Here is a 23,821-nt window from a genome sequence, read left to right as displayed (position 1 = left end):
CAAAGGCTATTCATCAATACACAAATTGGCAAAACACTTGCACATTTTGACACTAATATCGAATGACAGATTTTTTAAAATACCTGACTCCGGGAGAGCGTGATAAAGATTGGGGAATCTACCTAAATGTAGCCGGATCATCTCATGTTCAGCCTAATAGTATCTATCCGTCACCACTCCACCCGACAGGTTATCACTTTAATTGGAAACAAGGACGTTTATTAAGCGAGTACCAAATAAACTACATTACAGAAGGCAAGGGAATTTTGGAAATAAACAACAGTAAATACCCGATAAAACCCGGAAGTATCTTGCTGATTTCGCCCAATATATGGCACCGTTACAAACCACTTTTAAAGACAGGATGGAAAGAACAGTACATCGGTTTTAACGGTCAAATCGCGGCGCAATTTTTAGCTCATCCCCTTTTTTCGGCTGAGTTACCGGTTATACAAATTGGAATGCACGAAGAAATACTCGACACGTATCTCAAAATTTTTGATTTAGCGAAGGAAGAAAAGCCCGGCTATCAACAAATAACCTCGGGCTTAATTGTAAAATTATTAGGGTACTTGCTTTCATTCCAAATGCAAAAAGAATTTCAAGGGAAACGAATTGCAACCATCATTGAGGAAGCTCGTTTTAAGATGCGTGCTGAAGTTGACAAGTCGATTGACCTGGAACAGATTGCCCAGGAACACCACATTGGGTATTCCTACTTCCGAAAAATGTTTAAAAGCTACACTGGTGTTGCGCCGCACCAATATCACCTGGAATTAAAGATCATGCGCGCCAAAGAGCTACTGCTTTCAACCGACAAAAGCATTAAAGAAATCAGCTTCGAATTAGGCTTTCAATCAATCCACTACTTCAGCCGGATCTTCAAGAGTAAAACCGGCGTTAGTCCGAGTGAACTTCGAAAATAAATAGGGATCCTTGTGGCCTGCGACGCCTACCGTGCTGGAAGATAATTTTGGAAATAATATTGCCACCAGGTGGTTTGCCTGACTCCGATTGAAGCTCGGCAACCAACTAATGGCAATAGCTTGCGAATTAAGAATAAACAGTCAGCACCAACATGCGAGGACCTCCATGATTGCGAAACTCACAAAGGTAGATCCCTTGCCAGATTCCCAGATTCAATTTTCCCCGTGTTATCGGAATGGTAAGCTCGGCTCCAATCACTGATGATTTAACATGAGCAGGCATATCATCACTCCCCTCTGAGGTGTGCGTATACATCTTATTGTTTTCCGGAATCATGATATTCAGGATAGACTCGAAATCGCGACGAACTGTTGGGCTAACATTCTCATTCAGGGTAATCCCTGCGGAGGTGTGCTTTACCAGAATATGCAAGAGTCCGGTATCAGGTAAATCAGACAGTTCTGCTTCTATTTGATCTGTAACCAGATGGTATCCGCGACGAAAGGCGGGCAATTTGATTTCTTTCTGCTGTATCATAAACTTTCGGGTTTTAGGTTAAACATTTTATTTCATCAAGTTTTTATTCGCTCAGTAATTTACGTTTGTCTGTGAACTCACCCTACCTAACGGATTGTTTTTCGAATACATGCGCTTTCGTCCCTAAAATCCGCGTCAACACATACAACTTCGATTCCCCACAAACTTTAATCTATAAAGCTCAAGATAATAAAATTATTCGTTCGGTGTAACAACGTCTACATACAAGCCGAATCCGTTGAAAGCCTGGACCAGCCTGATAAATTCGGAACGATAACCTGCTTTGTCCTTACCTCGACCTGCTTTCGCCAGTTCCAGTATTTGATTTGGTGTTGTACAGCCCTTGAACTCGGAACCTCGCAGCCACATTCCAAAGGAGGCAACAGCAGCTGCGAAATTGAAATCGGCGGTATTTTCTTCAGCCAACTCATTCGAAACAGCCAGTTCCATCAAGGTACTTTTTTTACTATCGGGCTGCTTGTAACGCCATTTAATTGTTAGCAGCTCATCGGCATAATCACCGGTAGATGGAATAGACTTGCTGTACTTTAACGGATCAACGACAACCTTTCCTGTTATGTTCCCAGCAGGAACAATCTCGTATAAAGCGGTCACGGTGTGCCCGGCCCCCATTTCTCCGGCATCTTTGGTATCATCATTAAAATCTTCATCGTTCAACAAGCGGTTTTCGTACCCAACCAAGCGATACGACTGCACTTGCTGCGGGTTAAATTCCAATTGAAACTTCACGTCTTTGGCAATCGTGAATAGTGTTCCTCCAAACTCTGACACCAGCACTTTACGTGCTTCCTGTATATTGTCGATATAGGCATAATTACCGTTTCCTTTATCGGCAATGGTTTCCATTTTATCATCTTTAATATTGCCCATTCCAAAGCCAAGCACTGACATAAAAACGCCACTTTCCCGTTCAATTTCCACCAGCCGCTCCATCTCCGAGGTGCTAGACACACCCACATTAAAATCGCCGTCGGTAGCCAGAACAATGCGGTTGTTTCCATTTTGCATGTAGTTTTCTCGGGCAATCTTGTAAGCTAATTTTAAACCGGCTCCTCCGGCTGTAGAACCGCCGGCCTGCAAATTTTCCAGTGTTTCCATTATTTTCTCCTTTTTATTTCCCGGAGTCGACTCCAACACGATTCCCGCAGCACCGGCATAAACCACTATGGCGACCCGGTCTTGCGGACGTAGTTCGTTCACCAGCAACGCAAAAGCACGTTTTAAGAGCGGCAGTTTATTGGCTGACGACATTGAACCGGAAACATCAATCAGGAAAACCAGGTTTGAAGGCGGCAACTCGCTTTTGTCGAAACTTTTGCCTTTCAAGCCAACCTGCATCAGATAATGACTCGGATTCCAGGGACAGCTCCCAAGTTCAGTGCTCACACTGAAGGGATGCTCACCTTCCGGCACGGGATAATCGTAGGAGAAATAATTGATCATCTCCTCCACCCGCACAGCATCTTTAGGAGGCCGCTGACCTTGATTCAAGTAGCGACGCACATTGGTATAGGATGCATTGTCTACATCGATAGAAAAAGTTGAAAGCGGATTTACCCCAACATCCTTAAAGCCATTTTCGTGAACCGTGGCATAGTTTTCAGTATTCCATTCTGCCGGCTGCTTTCCCGCTGTTGCAACTCCGCGAATCCGAATATTAGATGATGAACGGCTTGCCCGAAAGCTTTTTTGAGATCCATAGCCGATCACAACGCATTCTTCCATATCCATTGCAGAAGCTTTCAGTACAACATCGATCCGATTTTGGTCCGTAACCCGAACCTTTTCGGTATCCATTCCGATGAAAGAGAATATCAACACCTGATCTTGCGGCTTAAATTCTATTGTGTAATAGCCATAAACATCGGTTATGGTGCTGCGACTCGTGTTTGCAACCATGACATTAACGCCCGGCAAGGCCTGTCCCGATTCGTCACTTACTATTCCTGATATTTCTCGTGCCATTGCCAGTCCCGGCAGCAGCAGAATACTAATTAATAGGGATACAAAACATTTCATAATAACTGGTTTTAAAATTTGATTTCACCAGTGGGATGCCGCAGACGAATAAATTCCATAAAAAAAATTTAAAAACTTCATTTTTATTATTTTTGATTTGAATTCAAGCGCATGCAACTAAATCCTTTTCACCGAAAAAAAGAGGAACTCGCAGACGAAGATTTGCTCCACAACTACCTTCAAACCGGAGATATCGATATTCTGGGAGAATTGTATGCGCGCTATATGGATCTAGTGTATGGCTTGTGTCTCAAACATTTTAAGTCGCGCGAAAATGCCAAAGATGCAGTTATTGAACTTTTCGCAAAACTGATTCCCCTGTTAAGCAAACACAAAGTGCAAAACTTTAAAAGTTGGTTGTATGTCGTGACAAAAAACCATTGCCTCATGGAAATGCGTAAAGCTAAAGTAGGCCAGGTTCGGTCAATAGGTTACGAACAGGAGTTGCAAGTTTTTATGGAAAAAGCGAGTGAATCGCATCCTATTGATAAAGATCCGGAAGAGCAAAATGAGGAAGCTCTGAAAAGATGTATTGAAAAGTTGAAGCAACAACAAAAGGCGTGCATTGAGCTGTTTTACTTTGAAAATAAAAGCTATCGCGAAATTTGTTCGTTGCTTGACATGGAAGAGAAAAAGGTAAAAAGCTACATTCAGAACGGCAAACGAAACCTGAAAATCTGTTTGGAAACCAAAGAATGAACAAAGGCAAAAAACATATCGACCAGCAAGACTTTCGTCGCTACCGGGAAAATCGCATGAACGAAGAGGAACGCCATGCTTTTGAACGGGAATTGCAAAAGGATCCTTTCCTGACGGAGGCTTTTGAAGGATACGAATCAATTTCACCCGATGCCTTTGAAGACGACCTTAAAGAACTGAAGAACCAACTGCAACGCAAAAAATCTGATGGCCCATTCCGCTTTTGGGCTGTTGCGGCAAGTATCTTAATACTGTTGGGTGTCGGAACTTTATTCTATCTAACCGGAAATAAGCCGGATGTTCCCAATATGGCTCAGTTGAAAACGGAGCAGGAACGAAAAATTCCGGTAGATACTTTGGAGACTGAAAATAAGGATGAAATTATCCTGGGTGCAAATAGTGATGAGGAAAAAAATGGTGCTTTTGCTGTACCGGAAAAGCAGACACAAAATAAATTGAATAGCGACGAATTAGTACAAGTAGAAAAAGAGGACGAAATTGAACTGGATTTTATACAGGATGACACAGCAAGTAAAGCCGCAAAAATTGAAGTCGCTAAAATAAATCCGCCCCAAACTATTACACACGCTAACAACAATACTGAGTCCGTTATTCGGATTCGCGGAATCAGCTCTCTCCCGTCAAAAAGGAAGCAAATAGATAGTCTTCAAACTCATCAATTGACCAATGCCATTCCGGAACATACGCGTCTGGTGCTTGGACAGGTCGTAATGGAAGGAGATAGCATTCCCATTCCGGGTGTTAGCATTGTTGATAAAAGCACCGGTAACGGCACCATTACCGATATCGACGGAAGATTCAAACTGCTGCTTGGCAATAATGCCGATAGTCTGCTGGTTGCCAACTTCATTGGTATGCAAGCAGAAGAATTTTATCCGGGAAACTCCAGCCTAATCATCAGCATGAAACCGGACCAGTTGGCACTGGAAGAGGTTGTTGCCATTGGCTATGGCACTCAAACAAAATCAGAGTCCCCCGATCGCATTCAAAATGCTCGCCCTGCGAATGGCATGCGTGCTTACCACCAATACCTGGAAGAAAAAGCTGTTCTTCCGGCCGACTATTCGGCAAACAAAGTCGTGGTAAAACTTGAATTAACCATTGGATGGAAGGGCGAGATTAGCACTATAAAATACATCAACAATGCAGATCAAGAGCTAATTGAAGTCGCCAGTAAAATTGTCCGAGAGGGCCCCAAATGGAGCCCTAAAACAGTCAACGAAAATGCTGTCGAATCGACCATAAACCTGAGGGTAGTCTTTCGGAAAAAATAGGCTCAAACCGAGACTCGCTAATTCGATAGATTAAGATCGCTTTGGATTTACTATTTTTGCCCAAATTTAGAGAATGACTAAAGGCAAAACAGAATTATTGGTTCCGGCAGGAAGTGTTGATTCATTTCGGGCTGCTGTTCGTGGGGGCGCAGATGCCGTTTACCTGGGACTAAAACAGTTCAATGCGCGGGTTCGTGCCAACAACTTCAGTGAAGATCAGTTACCGGCCATCATGCAGGAAGCCCGTAATCACGGTGTAAAAGTGTACATTACACTAAATACAGTAATTAAAAATAAGGAAATACCCAAACTGCTGGACTTTCTGGCTTATCTCGAAAAAGTCGGCGTGGATGCAATCATCGTGCAAGATTGGGGCGTATTTGCTTTGACCAAACAATTCTTTCCCAGGCTCACCATTCATGCCAGTACTCAAATGGGCACACACAATTCAGCAGGTGTGGATTTCGCTTCGAACATCGGCATTAAACGGGTGGTTTTGGCCCGTGAGCTCACCCTGACGGAAGTGGACACAATTGCCCGAAAACCCGCTTGTGAACTGGAAGTGTTCATCCATGGTGCGCTTTGTTATTCATTTTCGGGCCAATGCTTTTTCAGCAGCTACATTGGCGGCCGTGGTGCTAACCGCGGGATGTGCAGCCAACCGTGCCGCATGGTTTATAAAGATGAAAAAGAACAAAAATACCTGTTCAACTTAAAGGATAACCAACAAGTTGAGAACCTCGATAAGCTCCATCAAGCAGGCGTTCATTCGCTGAAGGTTGAAGGACGCATGAAATCGGCTGATTATGTTTTTCGGGTGGCTTCAGCTTACCGTTTAGCACTGGATCATCCCGATCGTACTCAAGAGGCAGAAGCCATGCTGCAACTCGACTTTGGCCGAGCGAAGACCGGCTATTTTCTGGATCAAAATGTTTCGGACTCCATTGCCGACAACTCGAACACCGGTATTTTGGTGGGCCAAGTGATTCGGGCCTCAAAATCTGAAATTACCTTTTTCAGCACACATGAATTAAAAAACGACGACCGCATTCGACTTCGTGATACCACAAGCAACAAAACAGTAAGCCAGAAACTGGAAGATCTGTGGGAAGAAAACGGCCGATACAGTTTCTCCAATAAAAGCAAAGAACGAATAAATGCCGGCGACGAAGTTTATTGGATTGGAAGGCGTGAACAGTCCTTCCCTTCCCGACTGCCCAAGGTCCCTGCACCACCGGTCCGGTTGAGTTTTCAGCAGAAAAGCAAGATCATTGATCAACAGAAAATTTCAGGGAAATCAAATCCCCGCCAATCGCTGTTTTTACGGATTGACGAAAGCGGTTGGTTCCCCTTCATCCGGATTGATGAGATTGAATGTTTAGTCCTGACTTTGACCAAACATCAATTGCAACAGACAAATTTTGAACAAGGTTTTATTCAGAAAAACAAAGCAAAAATAGCTATAGAACTGCCCAAGTTTATCGCAGAAAGCCAATTAGAGGATTGGCGTAACTTGATAAAAACAGCGGAAGAAAAAGGCATCAGTCATTTCTTCATAAGCCACCTGTCTCAAAAGCTGCTGATTTCAAAAACCAGCCGAATTAGCAGCAATGAACAAGTTTATGTGTATAATGATGCGGCCTCTCATTTCCTGACAAAACAGCAAATGATGCATTTCTGCTATTCGGTGGAGGATGATTTCGAGAACCTGAACAACCTCCAAAATAAACAGGGAATCGTTCTGCTTCACAGCATTCCGGAGTTGTTTTATTCGCGGATGCCTGTCAAGCTCGAAAACGAGACGAATCAAATTAAAGACGAATTCAATAAAACTTACAGCAAACAGAATAAAGACGGAATTACCATCGTCGTTCCCGATCGCCCTGTTAACCTGTTTCAATATAAGAGCCAATTATTGAAAGCCGGATTTAGTCGTTTCATGTTCGACTTGAAGCACCAATCCCCCAATCCGAAATTGCTCAAGAAGCTGTTTCTGAATTATCGTTCAGGTGAAACCATTCAACCTTCAACCAATTTCAATTTTAAGAAAGGATTACAGTAATCATATTTTTTTGTGGAATAATTGATCAAAATTTATCTAATCTAACATTCATTTTTTATCTTAGAAGCCCTACTAACACTAAAATGATATCGATAGTATATTGATCATCACATTTTGAGTTTGTTCAAATACTTGAGAGACAAAAACAAAAGGCTTTTAGCCTTAACTGACGACCAAAAACCGATATGATTAAGAACCTGACTACTACAATATTTCTACTGATCATGGGAGTTGGATCTGTATCCGCTCAAATCAGCATGAAAAAAGAACAAGGAGGCTTTTGGATTACCGACGGCGGTAAAAATGTTGCCTTCTATCAAAAAGAACCCATGGGGTTTAACTTCGGTGAAAACCGGAATAATTTTCTGCATCCTGTTATGCTTCCCGACGGAACAAGTATTACAGAGAATGCACCTGATGATCATCCGCATCATCGCGGCATATTTTGGGCCTGGCATCAGATTTTAATTAACAACCAGCCGGTTGGTGATGGTTGGGAGATGAAAGATTTTCTGGTTGCTGTAAAAAGTGTTGAATTCAAACGCCTAATGAGCGGTGACGGAGAGTTGCAAACAACAGCTTTTTGGAGTTCTCCGCTGTATAAAGGCGGAGAAGAAGCCTATTTAAAAGAAATCACTACTTATACTTTTCACAAGCAAAAGAACAATTACCGAATTATTCATTTCACGATTCGTCTAATTTCGCAGGTTGATGACTTGAAATTAGGAGGTTCGGACGATGACAAAGGCTACGGCGGTTTCTCGGCCCGGATAAAACTACCGGAGGATGTTCATTTTAAATCAGATGCCGGCCCAATCACACCTCAAAATAACGCCGTTAGAGCTGGCGACTATATTGAAATCATCGGATCGATGGCGAGGAACGGAAATGGTCAGGGTGGTGTAATCATTTATGCCGATCCCAAAAACCCGATGAACATGCAAAGCTGGATATTGCGTGAGCAAAAAAGCATGCAAAATGCCGTGTTTCCGGGCAAAAATCCATTTCAATTGGAAAAAGATCTGCCACTCGAGTTAAATTACACCTTGGTATTATTTACCGGGAACATCAAAGAACGCACGGTTCTTAAGGAAATTCAGCTGGACGATTCAGCGCTTACAAAAGAATAGTTCGTTTCTCCGAATTACTCAACAAGCATGCTTCAAGAACGTGCAAACAATCGCGGCTTTCTTCCGGTTTAACCAACAATTCGGCACCATTCATAATAGCATCGGCAATATTTTCGTAGTACACAGCATAATTCCCCGGAACAGTTTCTAAACGCTGGCGAATGACTATGCCATCTTTTTCAGTATGCAAAAATCCCCATGCATCCTCTGGTTCTTCTCCCCAACCAATAGTGCCAGGCAATTTTCCGGCTTTCAACGCTTCTTCCTGCGGGTCGATTCCCCATTTCTGAAACGAGCCCAGAGTTCCATGAACGGAATAGCGTGGTCCAGGCTCACGAACCAGGTAGGAGCTCTTCAATAACGCAGAGAATCCGGGATACTGCAACCGAATATCGTAATAATCAGGAACATTTCCTCCGGTCCGCAGACAATCGATATGAGCAGTTACTCCTTTGGGCATTCCAAATAGACAGATGACCTGATCAACCATATGTGATCCCAGGTTGTACAATACACCTACCCGATCAATCCCCTCTTCTTTCCAGGTATTGGGTTGAATAAAATTGCGGTAACGATCAAAATGTGACTCAAACTCTACCAAGCGCCCTAAAAGGCCTTCATCAAGAATCTCTTTGACAGTCAGAAAATCACCATCCCAACGCCGGTTTTGGTAAACGCTGAGCACCAAACCTTTTTGTTTTGCCAAGTCTATTAATTCATTGGCTTGTTCAACAGTCTGCGTAAATGGCTTTTCAACAACAACATGTTTACCGGCTTCCAACGCTTGTTTGCACATGTCGTAATGCAGGTAGTCAGGCGTATTTACAATCACCAGGTCAATAGCCGCATCAGTCAAAATCTCATCGTAAGTACGCACGGTAGTTGCATCTGGATAATTGGCTTCAGAAAGATTTTTGGAACGTTCCAATATCTTACTCAGTTTGAAATTTGGATTGACCTTCAATGAAGGACCGTGGAACACCATGCCTGACATACCGAACGAAGCCAGTGCTGTTTGAATTTGTTGACTCATTTCTTCGTGTTTGATCACGAAGATAATAAAGGCAAGACGGATTGAAAAAGAGAAAAACGATTTTTAGCTTAAAATCGTCAGAAAATAGTGGGCTTAGAAATAAGAAAGCCGTCAGTGTGTGAAGCTGACGGCTTTTATTGTTTGAAAAACGTTTGAAATCTTGTGTGTGTGTTTGAAAAAATTAATTATTCTGAAACAACTTCAAAGTTGAAGTCAATCAATACTTCTTTGTGAAGTTTGATTTTCGCTGTGTATTTACCAACTTCTTTGATGCTGTCTTCAGTCAAACGAATTTGTTTGCGTTCAATGTCGAAGCCTAATTTGTTGATAGCTTCAGCCAATTGAATGGTGTTAACCGATCCGAAGATTTTACCGGAAGTACTGGTTTTAGCGCCAATAACAACTTCTTTGCCTTCCAGTTGAGCAGCCAATGCCAAAGCTTCATCTTTCAATTTAGCTTCTTTGTGTGCACGTTGCTTAATGTTTTCAGCAAGAATCTTTTTTGTTGACGTGTTGGCTACGATAGCCATTTTTTGAGGAATAAGAAAGTTACGTCCGTAACCAGCTTTAACATTAACGATATCGTCTTTGCTCCCCAAATTATTAATATCTTGTAATAAAATAATTTCCATTGTTCTTTCTTTTTCTTATTTCATCATATCAGTTACGAAGGGAAGCAAAGCCAAATGGCGAGCTCTTTTCACAGCTTTAGCCACTTTACGTTGATACTTCAAAGAAGTACCGGTAATACGACGTGGAAGAATACGACCTTGCTCATTCAAGAATTTTTTCAAGAATTCAGGATCTTTATAATCCACATACTTGATTTTGTTCTTTTTGAAGCGGCAGTACTTTTTCTTTTTAATTTCTACTGACGGGGGGGTCAGGTATCTGATTTCACCTTGATTACTTGCCATAGCTTAGTTCTCCTTTTCAGTTTTAGCTTTCAAATTATTTCTTCTTTTTTGACTATACTCGGCAGCGTATTTGCCTTGTTTGAAAGTCAGGAAACGAATGATACGCTCGTCGCGACGATACTGCAGCTCTAATTTTTCAATCAGTTCAGGTTCAGCTGTGAACTCAAACAAATGATAGAACCCAGTGCTTTTTTTCTGAATGGGATAAGCCAATTTGCGTAATCCCCAGTCCTCTTCATTGACAATCTCTCCACCGTTCTCGGTGATGATGCCCTTGAATTTACTTACCGCTTCCTTTATCTGAACGTCAGATAAAACGGGAGTTGAGATGAAAACGGTTTCATACTGGTTTTTCATAAAACATCTAATTTATTAAACATTAAAAAAATACACCTATATTTTAGGTGGCGCAAAATTAGGAATATTTTAGTTTTAAACAAACCTTTTAAAGCGAAAGAAAGTGCCAATTAGCGGATTTGCACCCCATTTAAAGCAAATTTTAAGCTTTTTCGATTTATGAAACGCGACAACACACTTTATGAATGCAGATCGAGAACTTTTCTACCTTTGTCGCACAAATAAGACATTATGGTATTAGATAAACACCCGAATGCCGAAGCGCTGATTTTTGATTTAGATGGAACGTTGTCTGATTCGCTTCCGGTGCACATTGCCACCTGGCACAAAGTCTGTGCCCACTACAACTGCCGATTCAACGAGAAAATTATAGAAGAAATGACTGGCATGCCGACGATCGCATTTGCTGAGCGGGTAATTGCGGAAAACAGATTACAAGGCGTTGATCCGAATGAAATGGTTAAATTGAAGCAGGAAACCTTTTGGGATCATGCGTCACTATTAAAGCCCCACAAAGATGTCGTGGAATTGGTTTACCGCTATCATGGTAAAATTCCGCTGGCTGTTGGTACCGGTGCTAGTCGCAAAAGTGCTGAAGTACAACTCGAAAAATTGGGTATCACCAAATATTTTGACGCTATTGTTACGGCAGACGACGTCACCAAACACAAGCCAGAACCGGAAACATTTTTGAAATGTGCCGAACTAATCGGTGTGAAAGCAGAAAACTGCCAGGTTTTGGAAGATGGTGTATTGGGAATGGAAGCTGCAAAAACAGCAGGCATGTACCTAATCGACGTACGCCCGTTTACCTACGAAAATTTTAGCCCTGTAAGCTAAACCATCAGCATTTTGACATGAAGATTTTCAAACAGTTATTCATTATTCTTGGCATCAATTTGGCTGGAGAATTGGTCAGTCGTTACCTGAACCTTCCGCTTCCCGGAAGCATTACCGGAATGATTATTTTGCTGGTTCTGTTACTCACAGGGGTGCTTAAAGAACGCCATATCCGCGACACTGCTGATTTCATGCTTCAGAATATGGGGTTCTTTTTTATCCCTGCAGGTGTCAGCATTATTGTATCTTATCATGCTCTGGATGGTTTTTATTTTGAAACCGTACTGGTCGTAGTCCTTTCAACCATCCTTGTTTTAGCAGTCACGGCACTTGCAACCCAGTTATTCATTAATCTGAGCGAAAAGAAAAATGGCAAGCATAACAACTAATACGCACCTATTTGGCATCCTGTTGACGGTCGGCTGTTTTTACCTGATCACCTTAGCCAAGCATCGTTCGCGGCTAAATTGGCTGAATCCTCTTTTGCTGTCTGTTATCATTATCATATGCATCTTGATCTTGGGCGACATCCCTTACGATCATTATATGAAAGGCGGAAGTGTCATTCACGCTTTTCTTGGTCCGGTAACGGTTGTTTTAGCACTCCCGCTGTATCGGCAGCGCAAGTTGCTGGTTCAGCACAAATACGCCATTATCGGAGGGATTATTTCCGGTGTTGCCTCGGCCATTATTTCAGTAGTTGTTTTAAGTCGCTTGTTGGGGCTGAATGACCTGCTTGAAAGATCGCTGATCCCCCACTCCGTAACTACACCAATCGGAATCAGTGTCAGCAACATGTTGCACGCAACTGAAGGGATCACTATTATTTCGATTATCATTACCGGGATACTGGGAGCCTCTATCGCACCAATGATGCTAAAGCTGCTACGAATTACTCATCCGGTTGCGAAGGGCCTGAGTATCGGGACTTCCTCGCATGCATTGGGAACGACAAAAGCGATTGAAATGGGTGAAACTGAAGCGGCAATGAGCAGTTTGGCGATCGGTGTTGCAGCATTAACGACTGTTTTAGTCGTTATTCTGATGCAGATGTTAGGTTGGTACTAAACAAGACAATGATACAGTCGTCATCCCGAAATAAATTCAGGTTGCAAACGGTGTTCTAATTGCCGTCCAGGTAGTGCTTCAACTCATGCACTACACGTTCATGATCAATATCTTTCCCAATAAAAACCAGCGTATTTACGGGCTCTTCGCCAGGTTCGACAAACGAACCTTCGGCATATGAAACGGCTCCACCGACAGACTGGACAATCGTTTTAAAAGGTGATTCAGTCGAATTTAAAATCCCCTTAACCCGGTAAATTTCACGTTGATTGATGGCTGCATAGTAGTCAAACCAATATTTGAAACGCTCCAAATTGATAAAACCCGGGAATTGGTGGGTGAAAGTGCTGTATTTCTTCGATTCAACCAGCCGAAACATGACAGGTTGCTGTAATTTTTGCTCAATCTTGCCTTGTACCTTTTGACTAAAATCATCAAGAGCAAACGCCTCTAAAAGCCCAAAATTGGTATGTTCTACTAAAGCAGAATTATTATAAGCCGATAACTGTCTTTCCAATGTTTGCAGGGCCTTCGCGTCAATTTCATCCGATTTATTAATAACGAGCAGGTCGCTCAGAATGACCTGCATTTGCTGTTCATTTCCGGCAAGCTGTTCTTCGTAATTCAGCGCGTCGACCAGGCAAATGCTTCCTTGGAGTTCGAAACGCTCTTTCAGATCTTCATCATCGTAAAACGGACGGATCACATTCGACAAGTCGGCAATCCCGGTTGTTTCGATCAGCAGGAAATCCAGCTCTCCAGCTTTGTCGGCCAAATCAAGCAAAGTCAGCGAAAACTCATTTGAAATGGTGCAGCAGATACAACCGTTGCTCAAATCGAAAATATTCTCTGCGCGCATTCCGACAATCAAATCCTGATCGATGGATTTTTCTCCAAACTCATTCTCTACCAGTGCCAATTTTAGATAATGGTGCTTTTTAATGACTTCATTGATGAAGGTTGTTTTCCCGGCTCCCAGAAAACCGGTAACAAGGACCACGCGTATTTTTTGATTCGTATTCACAACGGCTGAATTTTATAGTTGGAACGTTCGTAAAACGATCGCTCAGAACAATTCGACTAAAGCAGTCGGAAATGTGCAAAAATTAGTCACAAACAACTACTTTTTAGCAACATATAACGATTAATTGCTCATTGATAAGCTATTTTTAGCAAGCAATAACGAATTATTGCAAAGTAGTGAGCAATTTATAAACAACAATAACTACTTATTAGCTAGCAATAAGACTTTTCTGACAATAAATAACGAATTACAGAAAAGAAATAACTACTTTTCGATCAACGATCTCTTATTCCTGAATATTCATCCGTGCAAACGGAATAGCATCCATTTCAGCAAATTCGTTGTTCAAATACTTATAATGTCCTGTCATTGCAATCATCGCTGCATTGTCCATCGTGAAGGCAAACTTGGGAATAAACACATTCCAATGGCGTTTCTCAGCCTCAGCTATTAACGCATTTTTCAAACCTGAATTCGCTGAAACACCCCCGCCGACGGTCACTTCTCGAATTCCGGTCTGTTTCGATGCCTTCACCAGCTTGACCATCAAAATATCGATGATTGTCTTTTGAAGCGAAGCACACAGATCCGCTTTATTTTCCTCAATGAAATTTTCATTCTCCTTAAGACGATCGCGCAGGAAATACAGGAAACTGGTTTTTAAACCACTGAAACTGTAATCTAAATCTTTAATCCGGGGTTTGGCAAATTGAAAAGCATCCGGATTTCCCTGCTGTGCCAGTTTGTCGATCAACGGGCCACCAGGATACGGCATTCCCATCACCTTGGCGCATTTATCGAAAGCTTCACCGGCTGCATCATCAATGGTTTGCCCGATCACTTCCATTTTTAAATGATCTTTCACCAAAATGATTTGCGAATTACCGCCGCTAACCAACAGACACAAGTGAGGGAATTTTGGAGAGCGGTTTTCCGCCCCATCTTCTTTTAAATAGTGCGCCAAAACGTGTCCCTGCAAGTGGTTAATTTCGATCATCGGAATACCGGCAGCCAAGGCAAAACCTTTGGCAAAAGAGGTTCCAACCAACAACGATCCGAGCAATCCGGGGCCTCGGGTAAAGGCAATAGCTGTAATATCTTTGCGATCAATGCCGGCTTGTTTAATGGCCTGATCGACCACCGGAACGATATTTTGCTGGTGCGCTCTTGATGCCAACTCGGGCACCACACCACCATAAGCTTCGTGCACTTTCTGACTGGCAATGATATTCGAAAGCAGATAACCGTTTTTCAAAACAGCAGCTGAAGTATCATCACACGACGACTCAATTCCAAGAATGATAATATCTTTTTTCTGATCCATGCTTTTTTGGTATATTTTTAGACGAAAAACTTCGTTGAACGTCCAAAGAAATCCATCGATTTTAACTTAATTTGCGACTAATAAGGGGACAAAAGTATTAAAAAAACATTCAAAATAGCGGTTTGGTTTACAGGAGTATTGGCGCTACTTCTGCTCCTCATTTATCTGGCTTTTCAAACCAGTGTCGTTCAAACTTTTGTTGTCCGGCAGATTACAAATCAACTCAGCAATAAATTCAATACACACATTAGCATCAAACGGGTCGACATATCTTTTTTCAATAAACTGATATTGAAAGAAGTATGCATCGAAGATCAAAAAGCAGACACGCTTTTGTACATCGACAACCTGGTTGCCACAATTGGCCATTTAAGTTTTAAGAAGCGGGAGGTTAATCTTTCGGCTGTGAATTTGTTACGGACTAAAGTATACATGTCGTTAGATGAGCAGCATCTGCCAAACTATAGCTTTTTGTTGGATAGCCTTCGAAATTCGAAAGCGAAAGAAGATACTCTCAGTTGGAATATCAGCTGTGAAAAATTTTTGTTCGATCAGGCCCAGGTTGGGTATTCTTACTTCGCTCAAGAAGATTATCGTTTCATCGATCTTCAAAATATCCACCTGGAGGTTTCAAACTTAATTCTTGATAAGGATTCAATTTATTTTCGGATTAATGAGTTGCAACTTGACGACCATAAAAATTTCAGGCTTCAAAACCTGAGTACCGAGTTCGTTTCCTACAAAAAATACATCAAGCTGCATCATCTCCGCATTAAAACGAATGATTCGGAGCTTACCGATGCCGATGTCGTTTTAGACCAGACGCAGCTAAAAGATGGGGAGGATTTCAAAAAAACGTACCTAGATTTGAAATTGACCGCCTCTGAAATTAATTTGAAGGATATCGCCACTGTCGTTCCTGAAATCAGGGGAATGGATCAGAAAGTGAACATTTCAGGTCACATTTTTGGTCGGATTGATGAGTTAAAAGCCCGGAATCTTCAAATCAGGACAGGACAATCGACCGCAATTAACTGTGATTTTTATGTGAACGGATTGCCGGATATGGAAAAAGCATTCATTCAGCTGGACCTCAAAAATTCGACATTGGACTTCAATGATGTTGCAGAAATAAAGCTTCCGGGCAGTTCGGCTTCCCGGTATCCGAAAATCTCCTCTACCCTAACTGATGCCGGAATCATTAGCTATAACGGTAACTTTACCGGGTTCTTAAGTGATTTTGTTGCCTACGGTACCATTAATTCAAATTTTGGACGAATCAAAACCGACCTGTCCTTTCGACCGGCTTCCAACAGAGCACTGGACATTGACGGGCATATCCGAACAACCAATTTCAACCTGGGGAAACTTCTAAAGTCAAAGAACCTGGGGAAAGTAACCTTTGGCGGACAGATCAACGGGCAGTTTGATCAAATCAAAAATACGCTTGATGCTAAAATTGCCGGTAAGGTAGACAGCATTACCTACAGCAATTACAAATACAAGAATATCGTGCTTGATGGATTGATACAGGAGCACAAATTCGAGGGAGAATTAACCATCAACGACCAAAACCTTCAGGGAGCTTTTAACGGGAAACTAAACCTGGACCCGGATTCATCGTTATTCGACTTTGAGTTAAAATTGGACAAGGCCGATCTTGTTGCGCTGAAATTAGACAAGACATTTAAAAAGTCTGAATTGTCGATGCATGTGAACGCTAATTTCACGGGAAGTAACATCGATGACGTAAAAGGAGTTATAAATTTCGATGACGGCAACTATGTCAACGAAAACGATTCTTTAAAGCTGAATAGTCTGACGATTCGGACAACAAGCAGCGACAAAAACAAACTTGAGCTCAACTCCGATTTTATCGATGCGGAAATTGAAGGTCATTACAACCTCGCGACATTGGGCAAAACCATTGAGAATCTGATTTTATTGTACCTTCCTTCCAGTGAAGTAGAATACCAGGAAACACCACGTTCAAACAATTTCGATCTGAATGTTGAAATCAAAGATATGAACCCGGTTTTGAATACTTTCTATCCGCAATTGCGGATAAGTCCGGGGTATTTAACGGGGAAAATCGATGAGTTGAATAACACAATCGATTTTTACTCCGAGGTTGCCGATATTCAGCTTAATAATCTATTGATAAAAGGCTATTCAATATCTGTGCATTCGAACGACAAGCTGGAACTAAAAAGTCGAATCGAAGAGCTGGATTTGGGCGTAGAACAGCGACTTTACAACCTCGCTTTACTCGCATCGGCCAGCAAGGATAAGATGAGCACCAGACTCATTTGGAATAACTACGATGTTCTCACCTACAGCGGGGAGCTGGAAGGTAACGTGTTTTTCAGTAAACGGGAAAATGGCGATTCACATGTCGATATAAAGATTGAACCCAGCAAAATCTATGTCGCCGATACCTTATGGACCGTGCATCCTTCAGCAATATCAATTGACTCCAGTCGGGTTTCAGTCGACAATGTTATGATCTCGAATAAGGATCAGTTTATCTCAATGAACGGAATCGTATCCAAGAACCAGGATGACGCACTCGAATTGCGAATCAACCACTTCAAGCTTGAAAACCTGAACCTGATTACTAACGAGAGAACCAAACTGGAAGGGATATTAGATGGGACAATAAGCTTGATTGATATTTATAAACGCCCACTGTTCCTCGCAGATGTAAAATTGAACGATTTCGCCTTCAACGACACCAAAGTTGGCAATCTAAGTGTCCTCAGCAAATGGGACCATCCATCAAGTTCCATCCAGTCAGAGTTGATTGTAGACAATGAAAAAAGGCAAACGTTGTATGGTTACGGAAGCTATTTCCCCTCGCAAGACAGTCTTGATTTTACGCTGAACGCTGAAGGACTTTCGTTAAGTCTACTGGGACCAATCTTGGCAGGAAGTTTTCAGAATGTGCATGGAGATGCCACCGGTGAAGTGAAAATTAAAGGTGGGCTGGACAAAATACTGATGTACGGCGATGTGATGGGAACCAATGCGGGATTAGCGCTAAGCTACTTGCAAGTGAGCTATTATTTCAACGATTTGGTGAAATTCAGAGGCGACTCCATCGTTTTCGATAATATTACAATACACGACTTTGAGGGAAATACGGGTATATTCAACGGATCGATCCGACATGATAATTTCTCGAATATGGACTATGACTTATCCATCAACTCCAAAGATCTTCAGGTCATCAATACGACTCCTACGATTAATGAACGTTTTTACGGAAAAGCTTATGCCAATGGAGTTGTAACGATTAAGGGCCACGGCAAGAAAGTTTATATAGATGGAGCTGCGACAACTTTAAATCATACCGCCATAAATATTGCGCTCGACTACAACGAAGAAGCACAGGTTTACGATTTCATTCGTTTTATCAGTCACCACACCACCGAGGAAAAACCGGTTTTCAAGAGAGCGCCTAAGAATGAATCAGCGGTGTTCATGAATTTTAATGTAAACCTGACACCTGACGCGAGATTTCAGTTGGTCTACAACTCTCAGGTTGGTGATATGATCAGGGCCCAGGGGACAGGAAACCTGCAAATTAAAATTGACCCTGAATTCAATATCGATATTTACGGCGAATACACTGTGGACCGCGGAGATTACCTGTTTACATTGAAGAATGTGATCAATAAAAAATTCGATATTGAACAGGGAGGAAAGGTACAGTGGAGTGGCAATCCCTATGATGCCATTATCAACCTAAATGCGATCTATCGACTAAAAGCCTCCCTGAACGACTTGCTGGCTAATTCATACGCAAACTACGATTATTCGCAGCGGGTTCCGGTTAACTGTAAAATTGAGCTTCACGATGAGCTTAGCAATCCAACAATCGGATTCGATATTGAATTACCAACCATTGAAGATCGGGTGAGAGAAGAAGTCAAACAATATATGAATACCGAGGAAGATTTGAATAAACAGATTCTGTCCTTACTGGTGATGGGCAAGTTTTACACGCCGGAATATCTTCGAGGCACCTATCAGGCACAAAATCCCAACCTGATGGGAACAACTGCCAGCGAACTGTTCTCCAATCAGCTTAGCAACTGGTTGTCACAAATCAGTAATGATTTTGATATTGGCGTTAATTATCGCCCGGGAAATCAACTTTCGGATGACGAGATTGAGTTGGCACTAAGTACCCAATTTTTCAACGATCGTGTTACAATTAACGGCAATATCAGCAATAACGCGAATCAAACCGGTTCAACGCTTAACAACAACAGCAGTAATTTTGTAGGCGATTTCGATGTCAACGTTAAGCTCACCAATAACGGGAAATTACAATTGAAAGCCTATAATCATTCCAATAACAATATCATCTACGAAACCTCACCTTATAAACAGGGCATCGGAATTAGCTACCGCGAAAACTACGATACTTTTGATGAGCTGTGGAAAAAATTTTTACATCTGTTCGGAAAACGGGAAAGCAACTAATTGCCTCCTACCTCCTCAATAATTTCCACCTTTTTCCTTTTTTTGTAGTAAAAATCTTAGCGAAAAACCAAGGTTCTTCTATCTTTGGGAATCAAAATCTGAATAATTAACCTAATTTAAAAACTATGTTTATATTAATGGTGGTGGTGTTCGTGCTTGGCTATCTGGCGATTGCACTCGAACATCCAATAAAAGTAGACAAAGCTGCCTCAGCCCTGATAATTGGCACCCTATGTTGGGTCGTGTACGCCATTGGTGCCAAAGAAATATTGTCGTTGGATTTTAGTCCGGCGTGGGCAAAATTTTCTCACGAACACGGCATGTGGTTGACCATAGAAGCTGCACATGAGTTCATTGTCGAGTTTGAAATCATTCACCATCTGGGTGAAATCGCCGAAATATTATTCTTCCTGTTAGGAGCCATGACTATTGTAGAAACAGTCGACCAACACGACGGTTTCAAGGCAATTACCGATCGTATTAAAACCACCAACAAAGTAAAACTACTGTGGATCCTGAGTTTTCTGACGTTCTTCATGTCAGCGCTCTTAGATAACCTAACCACTACAATTGTTTTGGTAGCTCTGCTGCGTAAGTTGATTGATGACAAACAAACCCGCTGGTTTTTTGCCAGTATGGTCGTCTTGGCTGCCAATGCCGGCGGTGCCTGGTCTCCTATTGGTGATGTGACAACCATTATGCTTTGGATCGGTGGTCAGGTAACGGCTGCGAAGATTGTTTTAGGGGTATTTATCCCAAGCTTAATCTGTATGGTCGTACCGTTGGGAATTCTGAGTTTTACGATGAAAGGAAATGTTACGCGTCCTGAAGTGAACGAAGAAGAAATCGAATTGACAACGAAGTCGGAACAGACGTTATTACTCATTCTTGGAATTGCGGGTCTGCTGTTTGTTCCTATTTTCAAAACAGTCACTCACCTACCTCCTTACATGGGTATGTTGTTGTCATTGGGCTTTATCTGGGTGGTTTCTGAGATCATACACAAAGACAAAGACGATGAAATAAAGCACAAACTAAGAGTGACAGCTGTTTTGCGTAAGGTCGACGTACCTACGATACTGTTCTTCCTTGGGATCTTATCGGCAGTTGCTGCTTTACAGTCTGCCGGTCATCTGAATCTGCTATCCAAATACTTGGACGAACACCTCGGAAATGTTTTCCTGATCGATTTGGCCATTGGTGTCTTATCCTCTATTATCGATAACGTGCCACTGGTAGCCGGTGCCATGGGAATGTACCCAATTTCCGATGCAGGAACGACCGGCTATTTAGCAAGTTTTATTCAGGATGGTGTTTTCTGGGAATTCCTGGCTTACACTGCCGGTACAGGTGGTAGTATGTTGATCATTGGTTCAGCGGCCGGTGTTGCTGCAATGGGGTTGGAAAAAATTGACTTCATCTGGTATTTGAAGAAAATTTCCTGGTTAGCCTTGGTTGGTTATTTAGCAGGTGCAGCTTTCTATTATATTGAGTTCATGCTGTAAGGTCAGCTTAAAAATATTCTTATTTTTGCGAGGCATACTTTATTTTAGTGTGCCTCGTTTTATTGTTACAGGATTTCAAAAAACAGAAAACTATATGTTGAACTTCGTTTTACTACAAGTGAGCACACCAGTAACTGAAGGTGTTGACTCCGTGGCTGAGGCTGCTCAAGATGGCATTGTAACCCGTTTTTTCGATTTGGCGCTAAAAGGTGGATGGATCATGATTCCAATCATCGCCTTGTCGCTTATCGCAGTATTCATATTTATCGACCGCTACCTGGCTGTTAAGCGTGCCGGCAGAGTTGATAAATCACTTTTGGAGCGGGTAAAAGACTATATTATGCAAGGGAAAATTGACGCGGCCCTGGCTTTGGCCCGTTCGCAGGACACTCCTACTGCCCGCATGATCGAGAAGGGAATTACCCGTATCGGACGTCCAATGTCAGACGTTAACTCCGCCATTGAAATGGTTGGTAACCTCGAAATTTCGAAGCTTGAAAAGGGCTTGCCGGTTCTGGCCAGTGTTGCCGGTGGAGCTCCGATGATTGGATTCCTTGGAACGGTTATTGGTATGATCCAGGCATTTTACGATATGGCTAATGCCGGAAATAACATCGATGTGACACTCTTGTCGTCGGGTATATACCAAGCCATGGTTACTACTGTTGCCGGGTTGACCGTTGGTATTATCGCTTACTTTGCCTACAATATTTTAGTTTCCAGCGTCGAGAAAGTGGTTTTCAAAATGGAAGCTGCTACGTCTGAATTCCTGGACCTGTTGAATGAACCTGCAAAATAGAAACAATGGCCTTAAAACGAAGAAATAAAGTAGATGCCAGTTTCAGCATGTCGTCAATGACTGACATTGTGTTTTTGCTGTTGATCTTTTTTATGGTTACATCAACCTTGATCGCTCCAAACGCACTAAAACTGCTGCTACCCGAAAGCAACAATCAAACGGCGGCCAAACCCATTACAACGGTTTCAATCACCGCTGATCTGAAATACTATGTCAATACCGACGGGAATGTTCGACGTGTAGCTTTCAGTGAAATTGAACCGGCACTTCAAAAAAGTATTGGCAACAATCCGGAAGCATACGTTTCACTTCACACCGACAAATCTGTTCCGGTAGAACAAGTTGTAAAAGTGATGAATATTGCCAGACGCAATAAATACAAACTGATTTTAGCTACTGCACCTGAACGTTAATGAGTTATTTTCGAGAACATAAGGAAGGATTTTGGGGAACAATCATCATACATGCGATTGTTCTGATATTGCTGTTTTTATTCGGTTTCTTTACACCATTACCCTTACCGGGCGAAGAAGGTGTTTTGGTAAACTTTGGTAACAGCCAGCAAGGAGCAGGCAAAGAAGAGCCCGCACCTGCTTCCCGGCAAAGTTCTCCTGCTGTTCAAGAAGCAACTTCAACTCCGGTTCAGGCAAGCACACCTCCGCCGCCGCCAACATCATCTGCCGTCCCAGCTGTTTCGTCCGACCAAGCCAAGGAAGAACTGATGACTCAGGACTATGAAAAAACCGTAGCTCTGGAAGCGGAAAAAAAGAAAAAACAAGAAGCTGCTAAAAAGAAGCAGGAAGAATTAGCGCTTCAGCAAAAACTCGCTGATCAAAAGAAACAACAAGAGCTGGAGCAGCAACGCAAAGAGACTGCCAAAGCTGAAGCCAGGCATCAGGCTGAAATAAAAAAACAAAAAGAGATTGAAGCTGAGAAACTACGTTTAGCAGAGATTGAACGGCAAAAGCAAGCAGAATTGGAACGCCAGCAAAAAGCTGCAGAGGAAGAACGTTTGCGCAAAGAAGCTGAAGCACAAAAAATTGCCCAAATAAACAACCGGGCAGCTAATGCCTTTGGCTCAGGCTCGGGAGCCGGAAGCACTAGCTCGACAAGCACCGGACAAGGGACGACTTACCCCGGAGGAAACCAAGGAACTCCAAACGGTGGTAACTCAACCAACACCGGCGATGGCGGAACAGGAAGCGGTAATTCCGGTTCAGGACCTTCATTTAGTCTGGATGGTAGAAGTGCTACAGGACTGCCGAAACCTAATTATCCAGGCAACGAAGAAGGTGTTGTAGTGGTGAGCATCACGGTGGATAAATACGGGAAAGTAAGCAATGCGAAACCCGGCGTAAAAGGAACCAATACCTATAACGCTAATCTGCTAGAAGCAGCTCGTCAGGCGGCGCTCAAAGCCAGCTTCAACGCCGACCCAAATGCTCCAGCCTTTCAATCCGGGACCATCACCTATCGCTTTGTATTGGATTAATCAGGGATTTAGTAAATCCGGGTTGAAGAAGCCTAAAATCGATTGAGCCATTTCTATCCGGTTTTGTGCACCCGGAAAAACAGGATCAATTTCCAGTGCCTTCCGAAAACAATTGATCGCACTACCCCATGCTTCCTTTTTCATCTGAATCTGTCCTCTCAGAAAATACAGTTCAGCAAGTTTGCTATTTTTCTGCAGTCCTTCATCAATCAATCCGGAAGCTTCATCAAGGCGATTTTCGTCTATCAACTGACTTATTTGCTCAATTTGTTGTGCCATAA

At 42.4% G+C, this 23,821-nt stretch carries 22 protein-coding genes; 13 read left to right on the top strand and 9 right to left on the bottom strand.

Features of this window, described 5'->3' with window-relative positions; genetic code table 11:
- The first annotated feature begins 62 nt into the window (after positions 1-62).
- The gene (locus GJV22_RS08305; protein WP_163711551.1) at positions 63-926 is read left to right on the top strand and encodes a helix-turn-helix domain-containing protein; all 864 of its coding nucleotides are present in this window, start codon (positions 63-65) and stop codon (positions 924-926) included.
- 127 nt (positions 927-1,053) lie between these two features.
- Here the strand turns inward: GJV22_RS08305 and GJV22_RS08300 are convergent, their stop codons facing one another.
- Together GJV22_RS08300 and GJV22_RS08295 are read right to left on the bottom strand one after the other, a co-directional pair.
- Entirely contained in the window at positions 1,054-1,464 is a 411-nt protein-coding gene (locus GJV22_RS08300) for a secondary thiamine-phosphate synthase enzyme YjbQ (protein WP_163711548.1), read from the bottom strand.
- Between the two features lie 195 nt (positions 1,465-1,659).
- A complete protein-coding gene (locus GJV22_RS08295; RefSeq protein ID WP_163711545.1) occupies positions 1,660-3,504 on the bottom strand; it encodes a vWA domain-containing protein in 1,845 nt (614 codons plus the stop codon).
- Positions 3,505-3,615: 111 nt separating this feature from the next.
- On the opposite strand from GJV22_RS08295, the gene GJV22_RS08290 reads away from it, so the two are divergent.
- The 4 genes from GJV22_RS08290 (at position 3,616) to GJV22_RS08275 (ending at position 8,690) form a co-directional block, all read left to right on the top strand.
- Entirely contained in the window at positions 3,616-4,203 is a 588-nt protein-coding gene (locus GJV22_RS08290; protein WP_163711542.1) for an RNA polymerase sigma factor, read from the top strand.
- Entirely contained in the window at positions 4,200-5,498 is a 1,299-nt protein-coding gene (locus GJV22_RS08285; protein WP_163711538.1) for a carboxypeptidase-like regulatory domain-containing protein, read from the top strand. The genes GJV22_RS08290 and GJV22_RS08285 overlap by 4 nt, the downstream gene beginning before the upstream one ends.
- Before the next feature lie 73 nt (positions 5,499-5,571).
- The gene (locus GJV22_RS08280) at positions 5,572-7,560 is read left to right on the top strand and encodes a peptidase U32 family protein (protein WP_163711535.1); all 1,989 of its coding nucleotides are present in this window, start codon (positions 5,572-5,574) and stop codon (positions 7,558-7,560) included.
- A 185-nt stretch (positions 7,561-7,745) separates the two neighbouring features.
- A complete protein-coding gene (locus GJV22_RS08275) occupies positions 7,746-8,690 on the top strand; it encodes a DUF6807 family protein (protein ID WP_163711533.1) in 945 nt (314 codons plus the stop codon).
- Here GJV22_RS08275 and GJV22_RS08270 read toward each other — a convergent pair.
- From GJV22_RS08270 to rpsF, 4 genes are all read right to left on the bottom strand, one after another.
- A complete protein-coding gene (locus GJV22_RS08270) occupies positions 8,677-9,723 on the bottom strand; it encodes a Gfo/Idh/MocA family oxidoreductase (protein WP_163711530.1) in 1,047 nt (348 codons plus the stop codon). The genes GJV22_RS08275 and GJV22_RS08270 overlap by 14 nt on opposite strands.
- A gap of 185 nt (positions 9,724-9,908) precedes the next feature.
- Positions 9,909-10,355, bottom strand: a complete 447-nt coding sequence (gene rplI, locus GJV22_RS08265; protein WP_163711528.1) for a 50S ribosomal protein L9 — start codon at positions 10,353-10,355, stop codon at positions 9,909-9,911.
- 15 nt (positions 10,356-10,370) lie between these two features.
- A complete protein-coding gene (gene rpsR / locus GJV22_RS08260; protein ID WP_163711525.1) occupies positions 10,371-10,640 on the bottom strand; it encodes a 30S ribosomal protein S18 in 270 nt (89 codons plus the stop codon).
- Positions 10,641-10,643: 3 nt separating this feature from the next.
- Entirely contained in the window at positions 10,644-10,997 is a 354-nt protein-coding gene (rpsF, locus tag GJV22_RS08255) for a 30S ribosomal protein S6 (RefSeq protein ID WP_163711522.1), read from the bottom strand.
- Between the two features lie 231 nt (positions 10,998-11,228).
- On the opposite strand from rpsF, the gene GJV22_RS08250 reads away from it, so the two are divergent.
- Genes GJV22_RS08250 through GJV22_RS08240 form a run of 3 tightly spaced genes read left to right on the top strand, consistent with a single transcriptional unit; the run spans position 11,229 to position 12,905 of the window.
- A complete protein-coding gene (locus GJV22_RS08250; protein ID WP_163711520.1) occupies positions 11,229-11,837 on the top strand; it encodes an HAD-IA family hydrolase in 609 nt (202 codons plus the stop codon).
- A 17-nt stretch (positions 11,838-11,854) separates the two neighbouring features.
- Positions 11,855-12,226, top strand: a complete 372-nt coding sequence (locus GJV22_RS08245) for a CidA/LrgA family protein (RefSeq protein WP_163711517.1) — start codon at positions 11,855-11,857, stop codon at positions 12,224-12,226.
- Positions 12,207-12,905: an LrgB family protein gene (locus GJV22_RS08240; protein ID WP_163711514.1), complete on the top strand. Its 699-nt coding sequence runs from the start codon at positions 12,207-12,209 to the stop codon at positions 12,903-12,905. Before GJV22_RS08245 ends, GJV22_RS08240 begins: the two co-directional genes overlap by 20 nt.
- A 55-nt stretch (positions 12,906-12,960) precedes the next feature.
- Here GJV22_RS08240 and GJV22_RS08235 read toward each other — a convergent pair whose 3' ends face one another.
- Positions 12,961-13,929 carry a CobW family GTP-binding protein gene (locus GJV22_RS08235; RefSeq protein ID WP_163711511.1) on the bottom strand — a complete coding sequence of 323 codons (969 nt, stop codon included), beginning with the start codon at positions 13,927-13,929 and terminating at the stop codon, positions 12,961-12,963.
- A 286-nt stretch (positions 13,930-14,215) separates the two neighbouring features.
- The gene (gene tsaD / locus GJV22_RS08230) at positions 14,216-15,253 is read right to left on the bottom strand and encodes a tRNA (adenosine(37)-N6)-threonylcarbamoyltransferase complex transferase subunit TsaD (RefSeq protein ID WP_163711508.1); all 1,038 of its coding nucleotides are present in this window, start codon (positions 15,251-15,253) and stop codon (positions 14,216-14,218) included.
- 291 nt (positions 15,254-15,544) lie between these two features.
- Here tsaD and GJV22_RS08225 point away from each other — a divergent pair, with 291 nt between their 5' ends.
- From GJV22_RS08225 to GJV22_RS08205, 5 genes are all read left to right on the top strand, one after another.
- Positions 15,545-19,744, top strand: a complete 4,200-nt coding sequence (locus GJV22_RS08225) for a translocation/assembly module TamB domain-containing protein (protein WP_163711504.1) — start codon at positions 15,545-15,547, stop codon at positions 19,742-19,744.
- A gap of 125 nt (positions 19,745-19,869) precedes the next feature.
- A complete protein-coding gene (gene nhaD / locus GJV22_RS08220) occupies positions 19,870-21,249 on the top strand; it encodes a sodium:proton antiporter NhaD (protein ID WP_163711502.1) in 1,380 nt (459 codons plus the stop codon).
- Between the two features lie 94 nt (positions 21,250-21,343).
- Positions 21,344-22,048 (top strand): MotA/TolQ/ExbB proton channel family protein, encoded by a 705-nt coding sequence (locus GJV22_RS08215; RefSeq protein WP_163711498.1) that lies wholly within the window; start codon positions 21,344-21,346, stop codon positions 22,046-22,048.
- A gap of 5 nt (positions 22,049-22,053) precedes the next feature.
- Complete coding sequence (locus GJV22_RS08210; RefSeq protein WP_163711495.1) at positions 22,054-22,461, top strand: ExbD/TolR family protein; 408 nt, start codon at positions 22,054-22,056, stop codon at positions 22,459-22,461.
- Positions 22,461-23,540, top strand: coding sequence for an energy transducer TonB family protein (locus tag GJV22_RS08205; protein ID WP_163711492.1), 1,080 nt, complete (start codon positions 22,461-22,463; stop codon positions 23,538-23,540). The genes GJV22_RS08210 and GJV22_RS08205 overlap by 1 nt, the downstream gene beginning before the upstream one ends.
- Here GJV22_RS08205 and GJV22_RS08200 read toward each other — a convergent pair whose 3' ends face one another.
- On the bottom strand, positions 23,541-23,819 hold the full coding sequence (locus GJV22_RS08200; protein ID WP_163711489.1) for a tetratricopeptide repeat protein: 279 nt from the start codon (positions 23,817-23,819) through the stop codon (positions 23,541-23,543). It lies immediately after the preceding gene.
- Positions 23,820-23,821: the final 2 nt, after the last annotated feature.

It is taken from the genome of Mangrovibacterium lignilyticum, assembly GCF_010882175.1.
Classification (GTDB): Bacteria; Bacteroidota; Bacteroidia; order Bacteroidales; family Prolixibacteraceae; genus Mangrovibacterium; species Mangrovibacterium lignilyticum.
The sequence above is the reverse complement of the archived record's forward strand: the minus strand, read 5'-3'. Positions and strand labels throughout refer to the sequence as shown.

Excerpts from the sequence above, each read along its gene's own strand:
- tsaD (WP_163711508.1), bottom strand. The coding sequence starts at position 15,253 with ATGGATCAGAAAAAAGATATTATCATTCTTGGAATTGAGTCGTCGTGT.
- GJV22_RS08300 (WP_163711548.1), bottom strand. The coding sequence starts at position 1,464 with ATGATACAGCAGAAAGAAATCAAATTGCCCGCCTTTCGTCGCGGATAC.
- GJV22_RS08270 (WP_163711530.1), bottom strand. The coding sequence starts at position 9,723 with ATGAGTCAACAAATTCAAACAGCACTGGCTTCGTTCGGTATGTCAGGC.
- rpsF (WP_163711522.1), bottom strand. The coding sequence starts at position 10,997 with ATGAAAAACCAGTATGAAACCGTTTTCATCTCAACTCCCGTTTTATCT.
- nhaD (WP_163711502.1), top strand. The coding sequence starts at position 19,870 with ATGTTTATATTAATGGTGGTGGTGTTCGTGCTTGGCTATCTGGCGATT.
- rplI (WP_163711528.1), bottom strand. The coding sequence starts at position 10,355 with ATGGAAATTATTTTATTACAAGATATTAATAATTTGGGGAGCAAAGAC.
- rpsR (WP_163711525.1), bottom strand. The coding sequence starts at position 10,640 with ATGGCAAGTAATCAAGGTGAAATCAGATACCTGACCCCCCCGTCAGTA.
- GJV22_RS08240 (WP_163711514.1), top strand. The coding sequence starts at position 12,207 with ATGGCAAGCATAACAACTAATACGCACCTATTTGGCATCCTGTTGACG.
- GJV22_RS08250 (WP_163711520.1), top strand. The coding sequence starts at position 11,229 with ATGGTATTAGATAAACACCCGAATGCCGAAGCGCTGATTTTTGATTTA.
- GJV22_RS08285 (WP_163711538.1), top strand. The coding sequence starts at position 4,200 with ATGAACAAAGGCAAAAAACATATCGACCAGCAAGACTTTCGTCGCTAC.
- GJV22_RS08200 (WP_163711489.1), bottom strand. The coding sequence starts at position 23,819 with ATGGCACAACAAATTGAGCAAATAAGTCAGTTGATAGACGAAAATCGC.
- GJV22_RS08280 (WP_163711535.1), top strand. The coding sequence starts at position 5,572 with ATGACTAAAGGCAAAACAGAATTATTGGTTCCGGCAGGAAGTGTTGAT.
- GJV22_RS08295 (WP_163711545.1), bottom strand. The coding sequence starts at position 3,504 with ATGAAATGTTTTGTATCCCTATTAATTAGTATTCTGCTGCTGCCGGGA.
- GJV22_RS08205 (WP_163711492.1), top strand. The coding sequence starts at position 22,461 with ATGAGTTATTTTCGAGAACATAAGGAAGGATTTTGGGGAACAATCATC.
- GJV22_RS08245 (WP_163711517.1), top strand. The coding sequence starts at position 11,855 with ATGAAGATTTTCAAACAGTTATTCATTATTCTTGGCATCAATTTGGCT.
- GJV22_RS08290 (WP_163711542.1), top strand. The coding sequence starts at position 3,616 with ATGCAACTAAATCCTTTTCACCGAAAAAAAGAGGAACTCGCAGACGAA.
- GJV22_RS08275 (WP_163711533.1), top strand. The coding sequence starts at position 7,746 with ATGATTAAGAACCTGACTACTACAATATTTCTACTGATCATGGGAGTT.
- GJV22_RS08305 (WP_163711551.1), top strand. The coding sequence starts at position 63 with ATGACAGATTTTTTAAAATACCTGACTCCGGGAGAGCGTGATAAAGAT.
- GJV22_RS08210 (WP_163711495.1), top strand. The coding sequence starts at position 22,054 with ATGGCCTTAAAACGAAGAAATAAAGTAGATGCCAGTTTCAGCATGTCG.
- GJV22_RS08215 (WP_163711498.1), top strand. The coding sequence starts at position 21,344 with ATGTTGAACTTCGTTTTACTACAAGTGAGCACACCAGTAACTGAAGGT.